Origin of the sequence: Caproicibacter fermentans, from assembly GCF_009746625.1 — a bacterium.
GTDB lineage: Bacteria > Bacillota > Clostridia > Oscillospirales > Acutalibacteraceae > Caproicibacter > Caproicibacter fermentans.
In genome coordinates this window covers 25,888-40,453 of the sequence record NZ_VWXL01000010.1, presented here as the reverse complement: position 1 = coordinate 40,453, position 14,566 = coordinate 25,888, and the positions used below count along the sequence as shown (strand labels likewise).

At 55.7% G+C, this 14,566-nt stretch carries 13 protein-coding genes and 1 other RNA gene; 6 read left to right on the top strand and 8 right to left on the bottom strand.

Annotated features, from left to right (window positions below; translation table 11 throughout):
• Positions 1 to 81 precede the first annotated feature (81 nt).
• Positions 82 to 774, top strand: a complete 693-nt coding sequence (locus tag CAFE_RS01360; RefSeq protein WP_156989583.1) for a L,D-transpeptidase — start codon at positions 82 to 84, stop codon at positions 772 to 774.
• Between the two features lie 120 nt (positions 775 to 894).
• Complete coding sequence (locus CAFE_RS01355; protein ID WP_228724989.1) at positions 895 to 1,341, top strand: hypothetical protein; 447 nt, start codon at positions 895 to 897, stop codon at positions 1,339 to 1,341.
• A gap of 3 nt (positions 1,342 to 1,344) precedes the next feature.
• On the opposite strand, the gene CAFE_RS01350 is transcribed toward CAFE_RS01355, so the two are convergent.
• Both CAFE_RS01350 and CAFE_RS01345 read right to left on the bottom strand, forming a co-directional pair.
• Entirely contained in the window at positions 1,345 to 2,472 is a 1,128-nt protein-coding gene (locus CAFE_RS01350) for a cohesin domain-containing protein (protein WP_156989582.1), read from the bottom strand.
• Between the two features lie 73 nt (positions 2,473 to 2,545).
• Complete coding sequence (locus CAFE_RS01345) at positions 2,546 to 3,064, bottom strand: glycosyl-4,4'-diaponeurosporenoate acyltransferase CrtO family protein (RefSeq protein WP_066646003.1); 519 nt, start codon at positions 3,062 to 3,064, stop codon at positions 2,546 to 2,548.
• Between the two features lie 107 nt (positions 3,065 to 3,171).
• Between CAFE_RS01345 and CAFE_RS01340 the strand changes: the two genes are divergently transcribed.
• Entirely contained in the window at positions 3,172 to 4,188 is a 1,017-nt protein-coding gene (locus CAFE_RS01340; RefSeq protein ID WP_156989581.1) for an SDR family oxidoreductase, read from the top strand.
• A gap of 283 nt (positions 4,189 to 4,471) precedes the next feature.
• Positions 4,472 to 5,065: a hypothetical protein gene (locus CAFE_RS01335; protein WP_066645418.1), complete on the top strand. Its 594-nt coding sequence runs from the start codon at positions 4,472 to 4,474 to the stop codon at positions 5,063 to 5,065.
• Between the two features lie 69 nt (positions 5,066 to 5,134).
• On the opposite strand, the gene CAFE_RS01330 is transcribed toward CAFE_RS01335, so the two are convergent.
• Genes CAFE_RS01330 through CAFE_RS01310 form a run of 5 tightly spaced genes read right to left on the bottom strand, consistent with a single transcriptional unit; the run spans position 5,135 to position 10,129 of the window.
• Positions 5,135 to 5,857 carry a GltB/FmdC/FwdC-like GXGXG domain-containing protein gene (locus CAFE_RS01330; RefSeq protein WP_156989580.1) on the bottom strand — a complete coding sequence of 241 codons (723 nt, stop codon included), beginning with the start codon at positions 5,855 to 5,857 and terminating at the stop codon, positions 5,135 to 5,137.
• Positions 5,854 to 7,083: an NAD(P)/FAD-dependent oxidoreductase gene (locus CAFE_RS01325; protein WP_156989579.1), complete on the bottom strand. Its 1,230-nt coding sequence runs from the start codon at positions 7,081 to 7,083 to the stop codon at positions 5,854 to 5,856. The genes CAFE_RS01330 and CAFE_RS01325 overlap by 4 nt, the downstream gene beginning before the upstream one ends.
• A 6-nt stretch (positions 7,084 to 7,089) precedes the next feature.
• Complete coding sequence (locus CAFE_RS01320; RefSeq protein ID WP_156989578.1) at positions 7,090 to 7,521, bottom strand: 4Fe-4S dicluster domain-containing protein; 432 nt, start codon at positions 7,519 to 7,521, stop codon at positions 7,090 to 7,092.
• A gap of 3 nt (positions 7,522 to 7,524) precedes the next feature.
• Positions 7,525 to 9,033 carry a glutamate synthase-related protein gene (locus CAFE_RS01315; RefSeq protein ID WP_066645410.1) on the bottom strand — a complete coding sequence of 503 codons (1,509 nt, stop codon included), beginning with the start codon at positions 9,031 to 9,033 and terminating at the stop codon, positions 7,525 to 7,527.
• A gap of 1 nt (position 9,034) precedes the next feature.
• On the bottom strand, positions 9,035 to 10,129 hold the full coding sequence (locus tag CAFE_RS01310; protein WP_066645409.1) for a class II glutamine amidotransferase: 1,095 nt from the start codon (positions 10,127 to 10,129) through the stop codon (positions 9,035 to 9,037).
• Between the two features lie 416 nt (positions 10,130 to 10,545).
• On the opposite strand from CAFE_RS01310, the gene CAFE_RS01305 reads away from it, so the two are divergent.
• A complete protein-coding gene (locus tag CAFE_RS01305) occupies positions 10,546 to 12,639 on the top strand; it encodes a glutamine synthetase III family protein (protein ID WP_156989577.1) in 2,094 nt (697 codons plus the stop codon).
• Between the two features lie 183 nt (positions 12,640 to 12,822).
• Positions 12,823 to 14,055 carry an Nramp family divalent metal transporter gene (locus CAFE_RS01300; RefSeq protein WP_066645405.1) on the top strand — a complete coding sequence of 411 codons (1,233 nt, stop codon included), beginning with the start codon at positions 12,823 to 12,825 and terminating at the stop codon, positions 14,053 to 14,055.
• Between the two features lie 129 nt (positions 14,056 to 14,184).
• Here the strand turns inward: CAFE_RS01300 and rnpB are convergent.
• An RNA gene (gene rnpB / locus CAFE_RS01295) (RNase P RNA component class A) lies at positions 14,185 to 14,534 on the bottom strand.
• Positions 14,535 to 14,566 lie beyond the last annotated feature (32 nt).

Here is a 14,566-nt window from a genome sequence, read left to right as displayed (position 1 = left end):
ATAATAAAAAAAGGAAAACGACCCTTTTCCTCACGAAACGACAGGGATCCGTTAAAAATAGAAAGGACGTGCCGATTCCCGATGAAGGATTTCGGAAAAAGACCGTTAAACCGCATACTGCTCGCAGCCCTGATTCTGTTTGTCGGTGCGGGCGCGACGTACGCTTCGCTCAGGCCGGTACAGTTCCGCGCGGGAATGACCGCCGTCGTGGACTGGATGAAATTTGATATGATCGCCGAAGCGGCCAAAAAGGACTCCTCCTCCGCGCCGCCGTCGGGCACGGCCGTCTCGTCCGCGCCGGTTCCTTCCGCGCCGGCGTCTTCCGCGGCCCCGCAAAGCCAAACGTCTGAGGAACCCTCCTCCTCCGAGGCGGAAAAAATCTCGCTGGATGAGGCGGCCAAGCCGCTGAAAATCAATGTTTCGCTCAAGGATCAGAAGGTTTCTATTCTGGACGCGAAGGACCGCCTGGTGCAGGAATATGTGTGTTCTTCCGGGGAAGCCGGCAACGATACGCCGACCGGCACCTTTACCGTCACGGACCGCGGAAAGTCTTTTTACAACCCCGCGGTCAAAGAGGGAGCCTATTACTGGACCCGTTTTTATAAGACCTTCCTGTTTCACAGCGTGCCGTTCGACGAGAACCAGAAAATGGAACCGCAGGAAGCGGCAAAGCTGGGCACTCCGGCTTCCCACGGCTGCATCCGGCTGGAAACGGCAAACGCAAAATGGATTTACGACAATATTCCGGAAGGAACCACGGTAGTCGTTCAATAATTCCCGATTTTTCCCCGCCGCACGGCGGGGATTTTTGTTTTTACAGTTTATTCAATTCTTTTGGGAAATTCTATGCTATGATGACAATAGAATCGCCGCAAGGCAAAAGGATGTGAAAATTTGAACTGGCTGATGCGCTTTACCTACTGGTACAATCGGATGATGGCGGGACGGTACGGCTCCGACCAGCTGAGCATCGGCCTGATGGCCGCTTATCTTCTGCTGATCTTTATCGCCAATCTTCTCCGGCTGCCGCTTCTTTCCTATCTGGCGCTCGCGCTTCTGGTGTGGGGGCTCTACCGGATTTTTTCCCGAAACATCTCGAAGCGGCACCAGGAAAACGCCGTGTTCCTGCGGTTCTGGAACCGGATTCTTCAGTGGTTCCGGACCAGCTCCTCCCGGTTTGAAAGCTGGCGAAGCAAAACCCTGTACCGCATGAACGATAAAAAAACGCACCGGTACTACCGGTGCCCCAAATGCAATAATACGCTCCGGGTGCCGAAAGGCAAAGGAAAAATCGTCATTACCTGTCCGGTCTGCCATACGGAATTTGTCAAAAAGACATGAGCCTTAATCCTGTTTGCGTCGAATGGGCAGCCACAGACTGAGAAGAATCCCGACCAGAGCGCAGAGAACCGCAAGCAGCATCCCGGTTAAAAAGGTGGGCATCCGGTCGCCGACCAAAATCAAAGTCCTGTCGCCGGCCGCCTGCAGTGCTTCCGATTGCCGCGTGTCTCCTCCGGAACCGGAAGCGCTCTCCCCCGCGCCGCCCGCCGCAAAGCCCGGGGAGCTCTTCGAACCGGAGCCGGGTCCGCTCCGGTTCCCGCCGGAAGCCTCCCGCGCGGCGCTTTCCGTTTCCCGCGAAGGGCCGGGGCCTCCGCCCGCCGCCTTGCCCTCGGTGATGGAAGACCCAGCAGCGTCTTTCGCCGCGCGTTCAACCGTAATCAGGTACTGCGCGTTTTGCGTCCGGTCCTCCGAAGTAACGGTTACGGCAATCTGTGTTTCTTTTCCCGCGCCGTTGAGTGTTTTTCGGCTGACACGGACGCTGCCGCCGCCCGCCGCGCCGGTCTGGAAATCCACGCTGCCGACATCGCTGCCGACTTTTAAAATATAATTGCGAACGGAAGGCGCAAATTCCGGTTCCAGCGAGCCGGCCGACGGAGTCAGTTCGGTCAGGCGGGCTTCCGAAGAAAGAGACCGTTGAATCTTCAGATTCAGCTTTGCCTCTGTGTTGTCCGCTTCCAAAGAATCCCCGTCATAATCGCAGATCTGGTCCGCGGAAACCGTCAGAGCGGTGTTCCCCGTCGGCGCGTCCGCCGCAACCTGAAACAGGAAAGAAGCAATCGTTCCGGAAAGCCGGGGCGCGCTGCCGTTTTCCGTATTGCAGACATACACGCTGCTGATCAGGCCGGAGTCCGCGCTGGTTTGCATGGTTCCGCTTTTAACGGCCCCCGAGGTTTCCGTACTGATAAAGTCAAGCTTGTCCTCGTCATAATGGATCTTGAGCCGAAAGCCGGCGGCGGTTTCTTCGGTTTTGTATGCCGTCACATTCAGGCGCACCAGTTCTTCCCCGGAAGCGGAAACGGGGTCCAGCGAATAGGAAAAATAGGTTGGCGACGCGGCAGCGGCGGACGCCGGCAGCAGCCGCATCAGAAAAAAGCAGGTAAAAGCGGCTGCAAGGCACAGTTTTTTTTCCATCCCATTACCCTTCCCGCAATCAAAAACAGCCGTGCCGCAAACGACAGGGCTGTCCAATCAACCGATGTTCTGGTTAAGCGGTGACGGTGTTCTGCTCCACTCCGGAAGCGCGGCTCTCCCTTAAACGCCTTTTGCGCAGAATCAGCAGGCGGAACCGGTTATATCTCTGAACCGCCGCAAAGGGCGCGTTGGCCAGCATGATCAGGAAAGACATGATGATTCCGACAAGCAGCGGGTTTATAATCAGCGCGACGACGGCGCAGATGCAGTTTTTCAGATGCATCCACTCGCCGCGGCAGGTTTCCAGAATAAATTCATCCAGATACTCGACCGACATTTCCGTCAGATGCCTTTTGGAAAAACCGTTTTTCCCGATATGCTGCGGAACTCTGTCTTTCCAAACCTGAATTTTTAAAGTATCCCGGTACCAGCGGCCGCCATGCTCCCACTCCTTGGGGGCATAACGCTCTTTGGCAGGATCAAAGGAAGATTTCGGCAGCTTGATGCAAATTAAAAAGACAACGACATGCCACAATCCGACGATCACAAGGTTCCAGACCAGCATGTTCAGAAAGGACAAATTCTTCAGCATTGCGGTCACTTCCTTTCCACGAACTTTTGAGTATTGTAATCATTATGCGACAAACCGACAAAAGATACGATAATCTTATTATAATACAGAAGAACGGAGTGTGCAAGATGAAAGTATTGTTGATCGGCGGAACGGGTACCATCAGCTCCGCCGCGGTAAAACTGGCTCTTTCCCGAGGAGCGGAGGTCGCTTTGCTGACGCGCGGCACGCACCCGGAGCTTGTTCCCGACGGCGCCGAATGTATCCGCGCGGATATTGCCGATGAGGAAAAGGTCCGGAAGCTTCTTTCCGGCAGAGCGTTCGACGCGGTGGCGGACTTCACCGTCATGACGCCCGAGCAGGCCGCGAGGGATGTTTCACTGTTTACCGGAAACACCGGCCAGTTTATTTTTATCAGCTCCGCGTCCGCTTATCAAAAGCCGCCCGTCCGCTATCCGATCACGGAAAGCACGCCGCTCCGCAACCCTTTCTGGAGCTATTCCAGAAACAAAATCGCCTGCGAAGAGCTGTTTACGGCGGCGTACCGCTCCGAGGGTTTCCCTGTTACCATCATACGCCCCAGCCACACTTATAGTGAACGAAGCGTTCCGCTTGCCGTTCACGGGGAAAACGGTTCCTGGCAGGTTCTTCAAAGAATCCTTTCGGGGAAACCCGTCATCGTCCACGGCGACGGGCTGACGCTGTGGACGTTTACGCACGCGGACGATTTTGCGAAAGGGTTCTGCGGCCTGCTCGGCAACCCGCACGCGATCGGCGAAGCGGTTCACATTACAAGCGACGAATCGATTACCTGGAACGACGCCTACGAGGCGATCGGCGCGGCTCTCGGCGTTAAGCCGAACCTGGTTCACATTCCGTCCGATTTCCTCGCGGCGTTCGACCCGGAGCTGCTCGGCAAGCTGCTGGGCGACAAAGCGTATTGCGGCGTGTTCGACAATTCCAAGCTCAAGCGCCTGGTTCCGGGGTTCCAGGCTGAAATCCGGTTTTCCGACGGCGTGCGGCGCAGCGTGGAGTACCTTCGTTCCCACCCGGAGCTGCAAACGCCGGACCCGGAATTCGACGCGTGGTGCGACCGCGTCGTCGCGGCGCATTTTGCGGGGATGAAGGACTTGGGGAACGGGTAATCCCGAAAATTACATATTTTGATAAGAGGGACCCCGGATTTCCGGAGTCCCTCTTTGTATCAGAAAAGGAAAATAAGGAGCGCTCTTAATTGAACGTATAAGGTTCTGATAAGGATTTGCGAAAAATGGCCCGAAAAAAGCAACCGATCATTTTTGCGAAAACAGATTGACAAAAAATGTCATTGTGATAGTATGAAATTATGATTCTAATCTGTTATTAAAAATGGTCGGTTCGGGAACCATAGCCCCATCCACAAATGAATTCTAAATGGAGTGTTATAACATGACAATCAACCCGTTATCCGCCACGCAAACAGCTTCCCTCATCGATTCCAAGAGCAAACCGAAGCAAGGGACAAGCTCCGCTTCTTTCGCAGAGAAACTGAACAGCGCTTCAAAAAGCAATCAGGATACCGTACAGCTTTCCGCAAACCAATCCGGGCAATCGGCAAACATCACGGAGGCGGGGCGGAACTCGACCGGAACAAAAACTTTGACTGCCGCTCAAAAACAGTATCTGCGGGAAAAATATCATTTGGCGGATTCTTCCGGCCTGTCTGATTCCCAATTAAACAGCCTTCTGGCCGACCTGACCAACGACGGCGCTTTGTCTTATCAGGATTACCGGAGAGCCCATATACGCGTGTGCGCTCTCTTGCCCTCAGGCGCTGTCTTTCCCTTAGGCACTCCTTTTCCTTCAGGAAAAACCTCCGGCAATTACGCGGGATATTACCAAAAGATCATTCAGGGGGAACAGGAGGGTGCCGATTATATCAAAGAAAATTACGGAATCGACCCTTCGGCCGATTACTACGACTGTATCAACGCGCATCAAAGGATCGAAGCTCTGCTGGACGATTTGTACAAAGCCGTTTAGAAAACATAACTGCAAACAGCCGGATGTTTCTTTCGAAGCACCCGGCTCTTTCTATCGCAATCAGAATATTTAATTGAACGTATACAGGTTTTGATAAGGGTTTGCGGAATTCGGCCGCAGCACGTAGAACGGGCGGTCAAACAGGCTCTGCTTCTCCATGGAGAACGCCGCGCAGAATTCTTCCAGATACCCGTCGATTTCCGCCATATCTTCTTCGGTCGCTTTCGAAGCCGCCACCTGAGGCGGTAAGTCCGCGGGGAGTTCTTCCGCCCGCAGAAACATCTTCCCGCCGTGCATCCCGGTGCCGCACAGGTTTCCGACCGGAGCCTTTTTTTCTGAACCGATTCCCAGCACGATAATGGTTCCGCCCGCCTGGTATTCGCCCAGAAAACTTCCCGTTTCGCCGCCGACCACAATCAGCGGCTGCTGTTCCCGGTATGCCTTCATGTGGATTCCGACGCGGTAGCCCGCGTTGCCGCGCACCAGAATTTTCCCGCCGCGCATCGAATACCCGGTCGCGTCCCCGCAGGAACCGTCGACCACAATGGTTCCGCTGTTCATGGTATCCCCGGTCTGGTCCTGCGCGTTGCCGTGCACCCGGATGGTTCCGCCGTTCAGGTAGCACCCCAGAGCGTTGCCGGGAATCCCTTGAATCGTCAGGCTGACCCCGCTCATCCCGGCCGCGATATACCGCTGTCCCATGCAGTTTTCTATCAGAATTTCCTGTCCCGCCGCCCGGATTTCCTCGTTCAGCGCGCGGAAATCCCTGCCGTTTGCATCAATCCGGTTCATTTCGCACCTCCGAGTTTGACCGCCCTGCGCTCCGCCGTAAACGCCATCAGCTGCGGCTTCTGTTTCAAAAGCTCAAAATCGACGGTATCCAGCGGGGTCTGCTCCCGAATCAGCGAAGTGTAAATCCCCGCCCGGGCGATTTCGCCGATCAGAATAAAGCCCTTGAGCAAATGATCCTTGACAATCAGCTTTTTGTAAACGCCGGGTTTCGTCTCGACGATCTCTTCCCCGTCGTAGCTGCCCGCGGTCAGAACATGCAGCCCGAAAAATCCGATGGCGTTCATCGGCACGGCGTTCGCGAACGACTTTTCGCCGCCCGCCATATTCACTCCCGCCGTTTCGCCCTGAAGATAGGCGTTCGGCAGAATCGCCAGCACGCGCCGCTGTCCTGTCGTAATGTCCCGGCATTCGCAGCAGTCGCCCGCCGCGTAGATTCCCGGCACGCTCGTCGCGGAAGCTTCGTCAATCGCGACGCCGCGCCCGACCTCGCATCCGGCCTCCGCCGCCAGCTCCGTGTTCGGGCGTACGCCGACGGCGACCACCAGCACGTCGAAGTCCACCGCGCCGCCGCTTTTTAAGTGAGCGCGGTTTTCCTCAAACTCAGCGACGCTGTCGCCCAGCAGAAACTTGATGCCGTTTTGCCCGATGTGCTTCTTCACCATTTCGGAACCCGCTTCGTCCAGAATGCTCGGCAGAATCCGGTCCGCAAGGTCCACCACCGTGATGGAGCCGACGCGGCCGCGGATCCCCTCCGCGCATTTCAGTCCGATCAGGCCCGCTCCGACGATCAGGACCCGGCTTTCGGAGGTTAAAACGGATTCCAGCGCCTTCGCGTCGTTCAGCGTCAGGAAGGAAAACTTTTTTCCGACTTTATCAAGCCCCTGCATCGGCGGAACAAACGGCCGGGAGCCTGTCGCAATGAGAAGCCTGTCGAACGGAATCGATTCTCCGCTGTCAAGCGCAACCGCTTTACGGCCGGAATCGACCCGAACCGCTTTCTTCCCCAGAAAAGTCTTTACTTTCATCTTTTCATAGAAATCGTCCGGACGGATCCGCATCTTTTCCTCCGTCGTGCTGCCGTACAGCAGGTAGGAAATCAGCGGGCGGGAATAAGCCGCGTACGGTTCGTCGGAGATCACCGTGATTGTCCCCTGCGGATCCACGGAACGGATTCCCTCAATGCAGCCGACGGCCGCGGTGGAGTTTCCGAGAATTACATAATTCAAGTCGATTCACCTCTCTTCAAACACAATGGCGCCGTTCGGGCAGCCTTTGACGCAGGCGGGTTCTCCGCACGCGTTGTCGGTGCACAGCTCGCATTTCTGAATCGCGTGGCCGTCCGGGGCGGGCATCACCGCGCCGTAAGGGCAGACCAGAATGCAGGTGTAGCACCCGACGCACTTGCTCTTGTCGACATGAACCACGCCGTCCGTCTTGGAAATTGCGCCCGCGATGCAGCTTTTCACACAGATCGGGTCGTCGCAGTGGCGGCACGAAACAGCAAAGCTGATCCGGTTGTTTTCCTCAATCTGGATTTTCGGGTGAATCGTAACACCCTTGAGCGCCTTTGCCATATCGGTTTCGCCGGTCGCGGCAAACGCGCAGTTGTATTCGCACAAATGGCACCCCAGGCACCATTCTTCATTCACATAAACCCGTTTCATCACTCATTCCCCCGCATGCTTGATTCCAAGAATTTCAAGCTCTTTTTCGTTCAAGCCGACGCCGCGCAGCATCAAACGGTTTCCGCGCATCGCCTCAATCGAGTTAATGCCCATGCCGCCCATCATTTCCATGATCTCGTGCTGCCAGGCGGAAACGAGGTTCATAAGACGCTTGTAGCCGATATCCGGATTCAGGCGCTTGACCAGGTCCGGCCGCTGGGTCGCGATCCCCCAGTTGCACTTGCCGATCTGGCAGGTGCGGCACAGGTGGCAGCCCAGCGCGATCAGCGCCGGGGTCGCGATGTAGACCGCGTCCGCGCCGAGCGCAATCGCCTTGACCACGTCCGCGGAATTGCGGATGCCGCCCGCGACAATCAGTGAGACGTTGCTGCGGATCTGCTCCTGCCGGAGGCGTTCGTCCACCGCCGCGAGCGCAAGCTCGATCGGAATGCCGACGTTGTCGCGGATTCTGGTCGGCGCCGCGCCGGTGCCGCCGCGGAAACCGTCGATCGCGATGATGTCCGCCCCGCTGCGGGCGATTCCGCTCGCAATCGCCGCCACGTTGTGAACCGCCGCGATTTTGACGATGATCGGCTTTTTGTACTCCGTCGCCTCTTTCAGGGAGTAAACCAGCTGGCGCAGGTCCTCAATCGAATAAATATCATGGTGCGGCGCCGGGGAAATTGCGTCGGTGCCCTTCGGGATCATGCGGGTGCGGGAAACCGCGTCCGTGATTTTCGCCCCCGTCAGGTGCCCGCCGATGCCGGGCTTCGCGCCCTGCCCGATTTTGATCTCAATCGCCGCGCCGGCTTCCAGATAGTCGTGATGAACGCCGAACCGGCCGGACGCGACCTGAACGATGGTGTTTGGGCCGTATTTGTAAAAGTCCTCGTGGAGCCCGCCTTCGCCCGTATTATAATAGGTTCCCAGCTCCTGTGCCGCCCTCGCGAGGCTTTGATGCGCGTTGTAGCTGATGGAGCCGTAGCTCATGGCGGAGAACAGAATCGGGACCTCCAGCTTCAGCTGGGGCGGAAGGCTGTCGGTCTTGATGCTTCCGTCCGGATTCCGTTCAATGGCGCCCGGCTTTTTGCCGAGGAACGTGCGGGTCTCCATCGGCTCGCGCAGCGGATCGATGGACGGGTTTGTCACCTGGGAGGCGTTAATCAGGATTTTATCCCAGTAAATCGGGTATGGCTTCGGATTGCCCATGGAGGAAAGCAGCATTCCGCCGGTTTCCGCCTGCCTGTAAATTTCGCTGATGTCGTTCTGCCCCCAGTAGGCGTTCAGGCGGAACGTATCCGGATTCTTCACAATTTTCAACGCGTGCGTCGGGCAGAGCGCGACGCAGCGGTGACAGTTGACGCATTTGCTTTCGTCGCTTTTCATCGTGCCGGAATCCGGGTCGAAGGAGTGCACCTCGTTTGCGCACTGGCGCTCGCAGACACGGCAGGCGATGCAGCGCTGCGGGTCGCGGAGAACGTCGTATTCCGGGATATTATAGTTGATCGCCATGTCAGATCCGCACCCCCTCGTTGACTTGAATAATGACCGGCTCGCCGCCGCGCGGCGACCACAGGCGGTCCAGCTCCGGCGCCACCGTGCGAATCGCACACTCTTCACTGGCCACGTAAACGCGGTCGCCTTTTTCGCCGACCACCATGCTGCGCAGCTTCAGACGGTCGTTCAGCGCCATCATGCCGCCGGTAAATCCGAGCAGAATGGAGAACGGGCCCGTAATCAGCATGCTGGAATACACGTTTCTTAAATAAGTGAATTTTTTCCGGTCCGCCTCGTCCATCGCGTCGATCTCGCTCCAGAACGGAGCGGCGATAACGTCGGCGGTTTCCTCCAGGCTCATGCCCTGCCTGCGGTTCAGGTAGTCGATAATATATGTAATGACCTCCGTGTCGGTCAGCAGCGTGCAGCGGTAGCCGAACATTTCGATAAACCGTCGGTTCGCATCATAAGAGGAAATCTCCCCGTTATGAACCACCGTGTAATCCAGCAGGTTAAACGGATGCGCGCCGCCCCACCAGCCCGGCGTGTTCGTCGGGTAGCGCCCGTGCGCCGTCCAGCAGTAGCCCTCGTAATCCTCCAGGCGGTAGTACCGGCCCACGTCCTCCGGAAAGCCGACCGCCTTGAACACACCCATGTTCTTTCCGCTGCTGAACACATACGCCCCGCGAATCTGCGTGTTGATCTTCACGACAAAGCGGGAGACGAATTCCCTTTCGTCCAGGCCGGTGCTTTGCAGCAGCTTTTCGTACGGAAGGCAGAAATAGCGCCAGATGGCCGGTTCGTCCGTAATCTGCGGCATCTTCCTCGTCGGAATCTTTTCCGCGACCGTAACGTCGAAGCTGGTCTGAAGGACCTGCTCGCACTCCTCTTTCGCGCGCGCGCTGTCATAAAAAACATGGAACGCGTAAAGGTCGCGGTTCTGCGGATAAATCCCGTAAGCGGCAAACCCGCCGCCCAGCCCGTTGGAACGGTCGTGCATCGGTTCAATGGAACGGATGGCCGTTTCGCCGCTGAACCGCTCTCCGCTTTTTGAAATCACGCCCGTGATCGCGCACCCGGACGGGATTCTGATTTCCCCCTCATTTTGCATATTCCCATCAGCCTCCCTGCAAGAAAAGAAATTTTCGTTTGCCGACTAAATTCCGTCGAAGTAAAATGCCCCGGTTCATCGGAAGGTCTCCTTAACAATGTAAACTAATTTTTAAAAAAACTTTCTTTTGTATGTTTTTACATGATATATTGTTTACCCGATAAAGTCAATAGTTTTACTGAGATTTGAGAAAATGGAGGAATTTGTAATGTAAAATTCATATTGGATGATTCCAAACAGCATATTGGCTTTTTTTCTTTTAATTTCTGCATTTGGCTGCAATTAAATATTGACTTCCCTTCGAAATCGCAATATAATGAAAACATGCAACAAAGGTGTTGTTGGGCTCTTATACCAAGGGGCCGACAGCATCTTTTTTCATTTCAACCGTATTTTATATAGGGAGTGAATTTCTGATGAGCAATATTCCAGAATTGTTCGGAAGTATGGTGTTCAACGACACCGTAATGAAGGCTAGGCTTCCCAAATCAGCATACAAGGCCCTCAAGGAAACAAGAGAGCAGGGTAAAACGCTGGACCCCAAAGTAGCCGACGTGGTCGCAAACGCCATGAAGGAATGGGCTTTGGAAAAGGGAGCGACCCACTTTACCCACTGGTTCCAACCGATGACCGGCATCACGGCGGAAAAGCACGACAGCTTCATTTCCCCCATCGACGGAGAAAGGGTGATCATGGAATTTTCCGGTAAAGAGCTCATCAAGGGCGAACCGGACGCTTCCAGCTTTCCGTCCGGCGGGCTGAGGGCTACTTTTGAGGCAAGAGGCTACACCGCATGGGACCCGACCAGCGACGCTTTTATAAAGGAAAATTCCCTGTGCATCCCCACCGCCTTCTATTCCTACGGCGGAGAGGCTCTGGACAAAAAGACCCCGCTGCTGCGCTCGATGGACGCCGTCAACAAACAGGCTCTGCGCATTCTCCGCCTGTTCGGCAACACCGAAGCGGTTCGCGTTACAACCACCGTCGGCCCCGAACAGGAATACTTCCTCATCGACAAGGCTCTCTATGAAAAGAGAAAAGATCTGATCTACACCGGCCGCACGCTGATCGGCGCAAAACCGCCGAAGGGACAGGAGCTGGACGATCATTACTTCGGAGCGCTCAAGCCCCGCGTCGCCTCTTTCATGGCGGACCTGAACGAAGAGCTGTGGAAGCTCGGCATCCTGGCCAAAACCGAACATAACGAGGTTGCCCCGTCTCAGCATGAGCTCGCGCCTATTTTCACTTCCAGCAATATTGCAACCGACCATAACCAGCTTGTCATGGAAGTGATGAAAAAAGTCGCGATCAAACACGGACTGACCTGCCTTCTGCATGAAAAACCCTTCGCGGGCATCAACGGCAACGGCAAGCACAACAACTGGAGCATGTCCACCGACAAGGGCGAAAACCTTTTGGAACCGGGCGAAACCCCGAGTGAAAACGCACAGTTCCTGCTCTTCCTCGCAGCCGTCATCAAAGCGGTCGACGAGCATCAGGATCTTCTCCGCATCAGCGTGGCCAGCGCGGCAAACGACCACCGCCTCGGCGCGAACGAGGCGCCTCCGGCCATTGTTTCCATGTTTGTCGGCGAAGACCTGAAGGAAATTCTGGACGCGATTGAAGCCGGCAAGCCCTGCGTGAAAAAGGACCGCGTCTTCATGGAAATCGGCACCGACGTTCTGCCGAAAACCCCGAAGGACACAACCGACCGCAACCGCACCTCTCCGTTTGCGTTTACCGGCAACAAATTCGAGTTCCGCATGGCCGGCTCTTCCGATTCCATCGCCTGCCCGAACATGATGCTGAACACCATTATTGCCGACGCCCTGTGCGAGTTTGCCGACCAGCTGGAAAAGGCGGACGACTTCAAGGGCACGCTGAACACTCTGATTCAGAAAACAATCAAAGAGCACAAACGCATCATCTTCAACGGCAACAACTACGCGCCGGAATGGATCGATGAAGCCGCGAAGCGCGGACTGCTGAACCTCCACTCCACCGTTGAGGCGCTGCCTTACTATATTAAGCCTGAAAACATCGCGCTGTTTGAAAAGCACGGCGTTCTGACCAAGACGGAAGTCGTCTCCCGCTATGAAATCCAGCTGGAAAACTACTATAAGCAGGTCGGCATTGAAGCGTTTACCATGGTCGACATGATTCGCAAGGATCTGCTCCCCGCGGCCGCTTCCTACATGAAAGACCTGAGCGAGACAGCCAACGGCAAAAAGCAGCTTTGCCCGGATCTGTGCTGCGGTTACGAAGAAGCCCTGCTGAAAAAGCTTTCGGAGCTTTCTTCCGAGCTGTATGAAAAGGTTGAGGCTCTGGACTCCGCCGTCAATACGGATCGGGAATTCAAGGATACGCTGGAACAGGCGCAGTATTTCCGCAACACCGTGTTCGCAAAAATGGCGAAAACCCGCACAGTCGCCGACAAGCTGGAGCCGCTGCTCGGTTCCGACTATCTGCCGTACCCGACCTACGGCGAACTGCTGTTCAGCGTGGTTTAATCAAACAGAAAAATACAATGAAATATCACCGTTAAATACAAAGGCGTGTTTTCCACCTGAAGCGGGGGATTGCACGCTTTTGTACCCCTCGTTTAAAAGGCGGAAAGTGCGGCGCCGGGTGCCGCTCTGCCAAAATAACGAAAAAATACTAGCGGATCTCCGTTATCTAAGGCAGGGTAATCAATGGAAAAACTGAAGTATCGCATCAAAAATATCGGCCCGGGGGCCCTGGTCGCCGCGGCTTTCATCGGTCCCGGAACGGTCACAACCTGCATCAAAGCGGGAGCCGGGTACGGCTACACACTGCTCTGGGCTCTGCTCTTCTCCACCATCGCAACGATGATCCTTCAGGAAATGTCGGCGCGGCTTGGAATCATCTCTCAAAAAGGGCTGGGCGAAAATATCCGTGAAAAGGTTCTTTCTCCCGTTTTAAAATCGATCACAGTGGTGATCATCATTCTTGCCGTGTTTGTCGGCAATATCGCCTATGAAACCGGCAATCTTGTCGGGGGCGCGCTTGGAATTAACACGATCGTGCCGTCTGTTCCCGTTACCGTCTGGGCGCCGATTCTCGCGGCGCTGGCGTTTCTTCTGCTCTGGTCCGGCAGCTACAATAGAATTGAAAAGGTATTGATCGCTCTGGTCCTGATCATGAGCGTCGTTTTCCTTGTCACGGCGCTGATGTCCCGTCCTGACTGGGGCGCGGTTTTGAAAGGGCTTTTTGTACCCGCCACGGGCAAAACCGGCTGGATGACCGTAATCGGCCTGATCGGAACGACCGTCGTACCGTACAATTTGTTTTTGCACGCCTCCTCCGCTTCCGAGCGATGGAAAAATGTTGAGGACTTGAAAAGCGCCCGGATCGACACCGTGGTCTCCATCGGGCTGGGCGGTCTCATCTCCATGGCGATTGTCGTTGCCGCTTCCGCAAATCTTTACGGAACCGGCAATCAGGTTGCAAACGGCGCGGATATGGCCAAGGCCTTTAATCCGATTCTGGGCAGCTGGTCCGGGTTGTGCCTGGGCATCGGCCTTTTCGCCTCAGGATTTACCTCGGCGATCACGGCGCCGCTCGCGGCGGCCTTTGCTACCTCCGGCGTTCTCGGTTTCGGGAAAAACATGAAGGACCTGAAATTTAAAGGCCTTTGGATTGTTGTTCTGGCGTTCGGCATGGTTCTTTCCGCACTGGGGAAATCCAGCCCGACCCAGATCATTCTGCTCGCGCAGGCGGCGAACGCGATCATTCTTCCCGTCGTCGCTCTGTTCCTGATGTATTGCATGAATCACCGCGGGCTGGGCCGTTACAAAAACGGAGCGCTTCAAAACATTCTGGGTTCGGTCGTGATTGCCGTCACGCTGTTGATCTGCATTCGTAACCTGACCAGTTTCTTCAGTTCTCTTTTCGCACTTGTATAATCAATTTTATTCAATTACAAGATTCTTACCATATCTTCCTATATAAGGGGAACGGCCCGCCGGAAAAGGCGGGCCGTTCCCCTTATAGAAACAAAAACGGCGCGCTGAAATCAGCGCGCCGTTTTGTTGCATGCGACCAGGTCTGTAAGCCGAGTTCTGTCTTAAGCAGCCATCTATCTTGGCCGGGTGTTGCCACCGCGGCTCAGTGCCACCTTCTCGGGACGCGCCGGGCAGGCGCATGATGTCCCTCTGCGGTGTTGCTCCGAATAGGGTTTGCAGAGCCGCGCGGTCTCCCGCGCGCTGGTGGGCTCTTACCCCGCCTTTCCACCCTTACCGCGAAAAAACGCGGCGGTATTTCTCTGTTGCACTTTCCCTGGGGTCGCCCCCGGCGGCCGTTAGCCGTTATTCCGCCCTGTGGAGCTCGGACTTTCCTCGCGCGCGCGCTTTCGCGCTGCGCCCGCGGCTGCCCGGCCTGCTCGCATAGTATTCTGTATTCTAAACGATTTCGGAC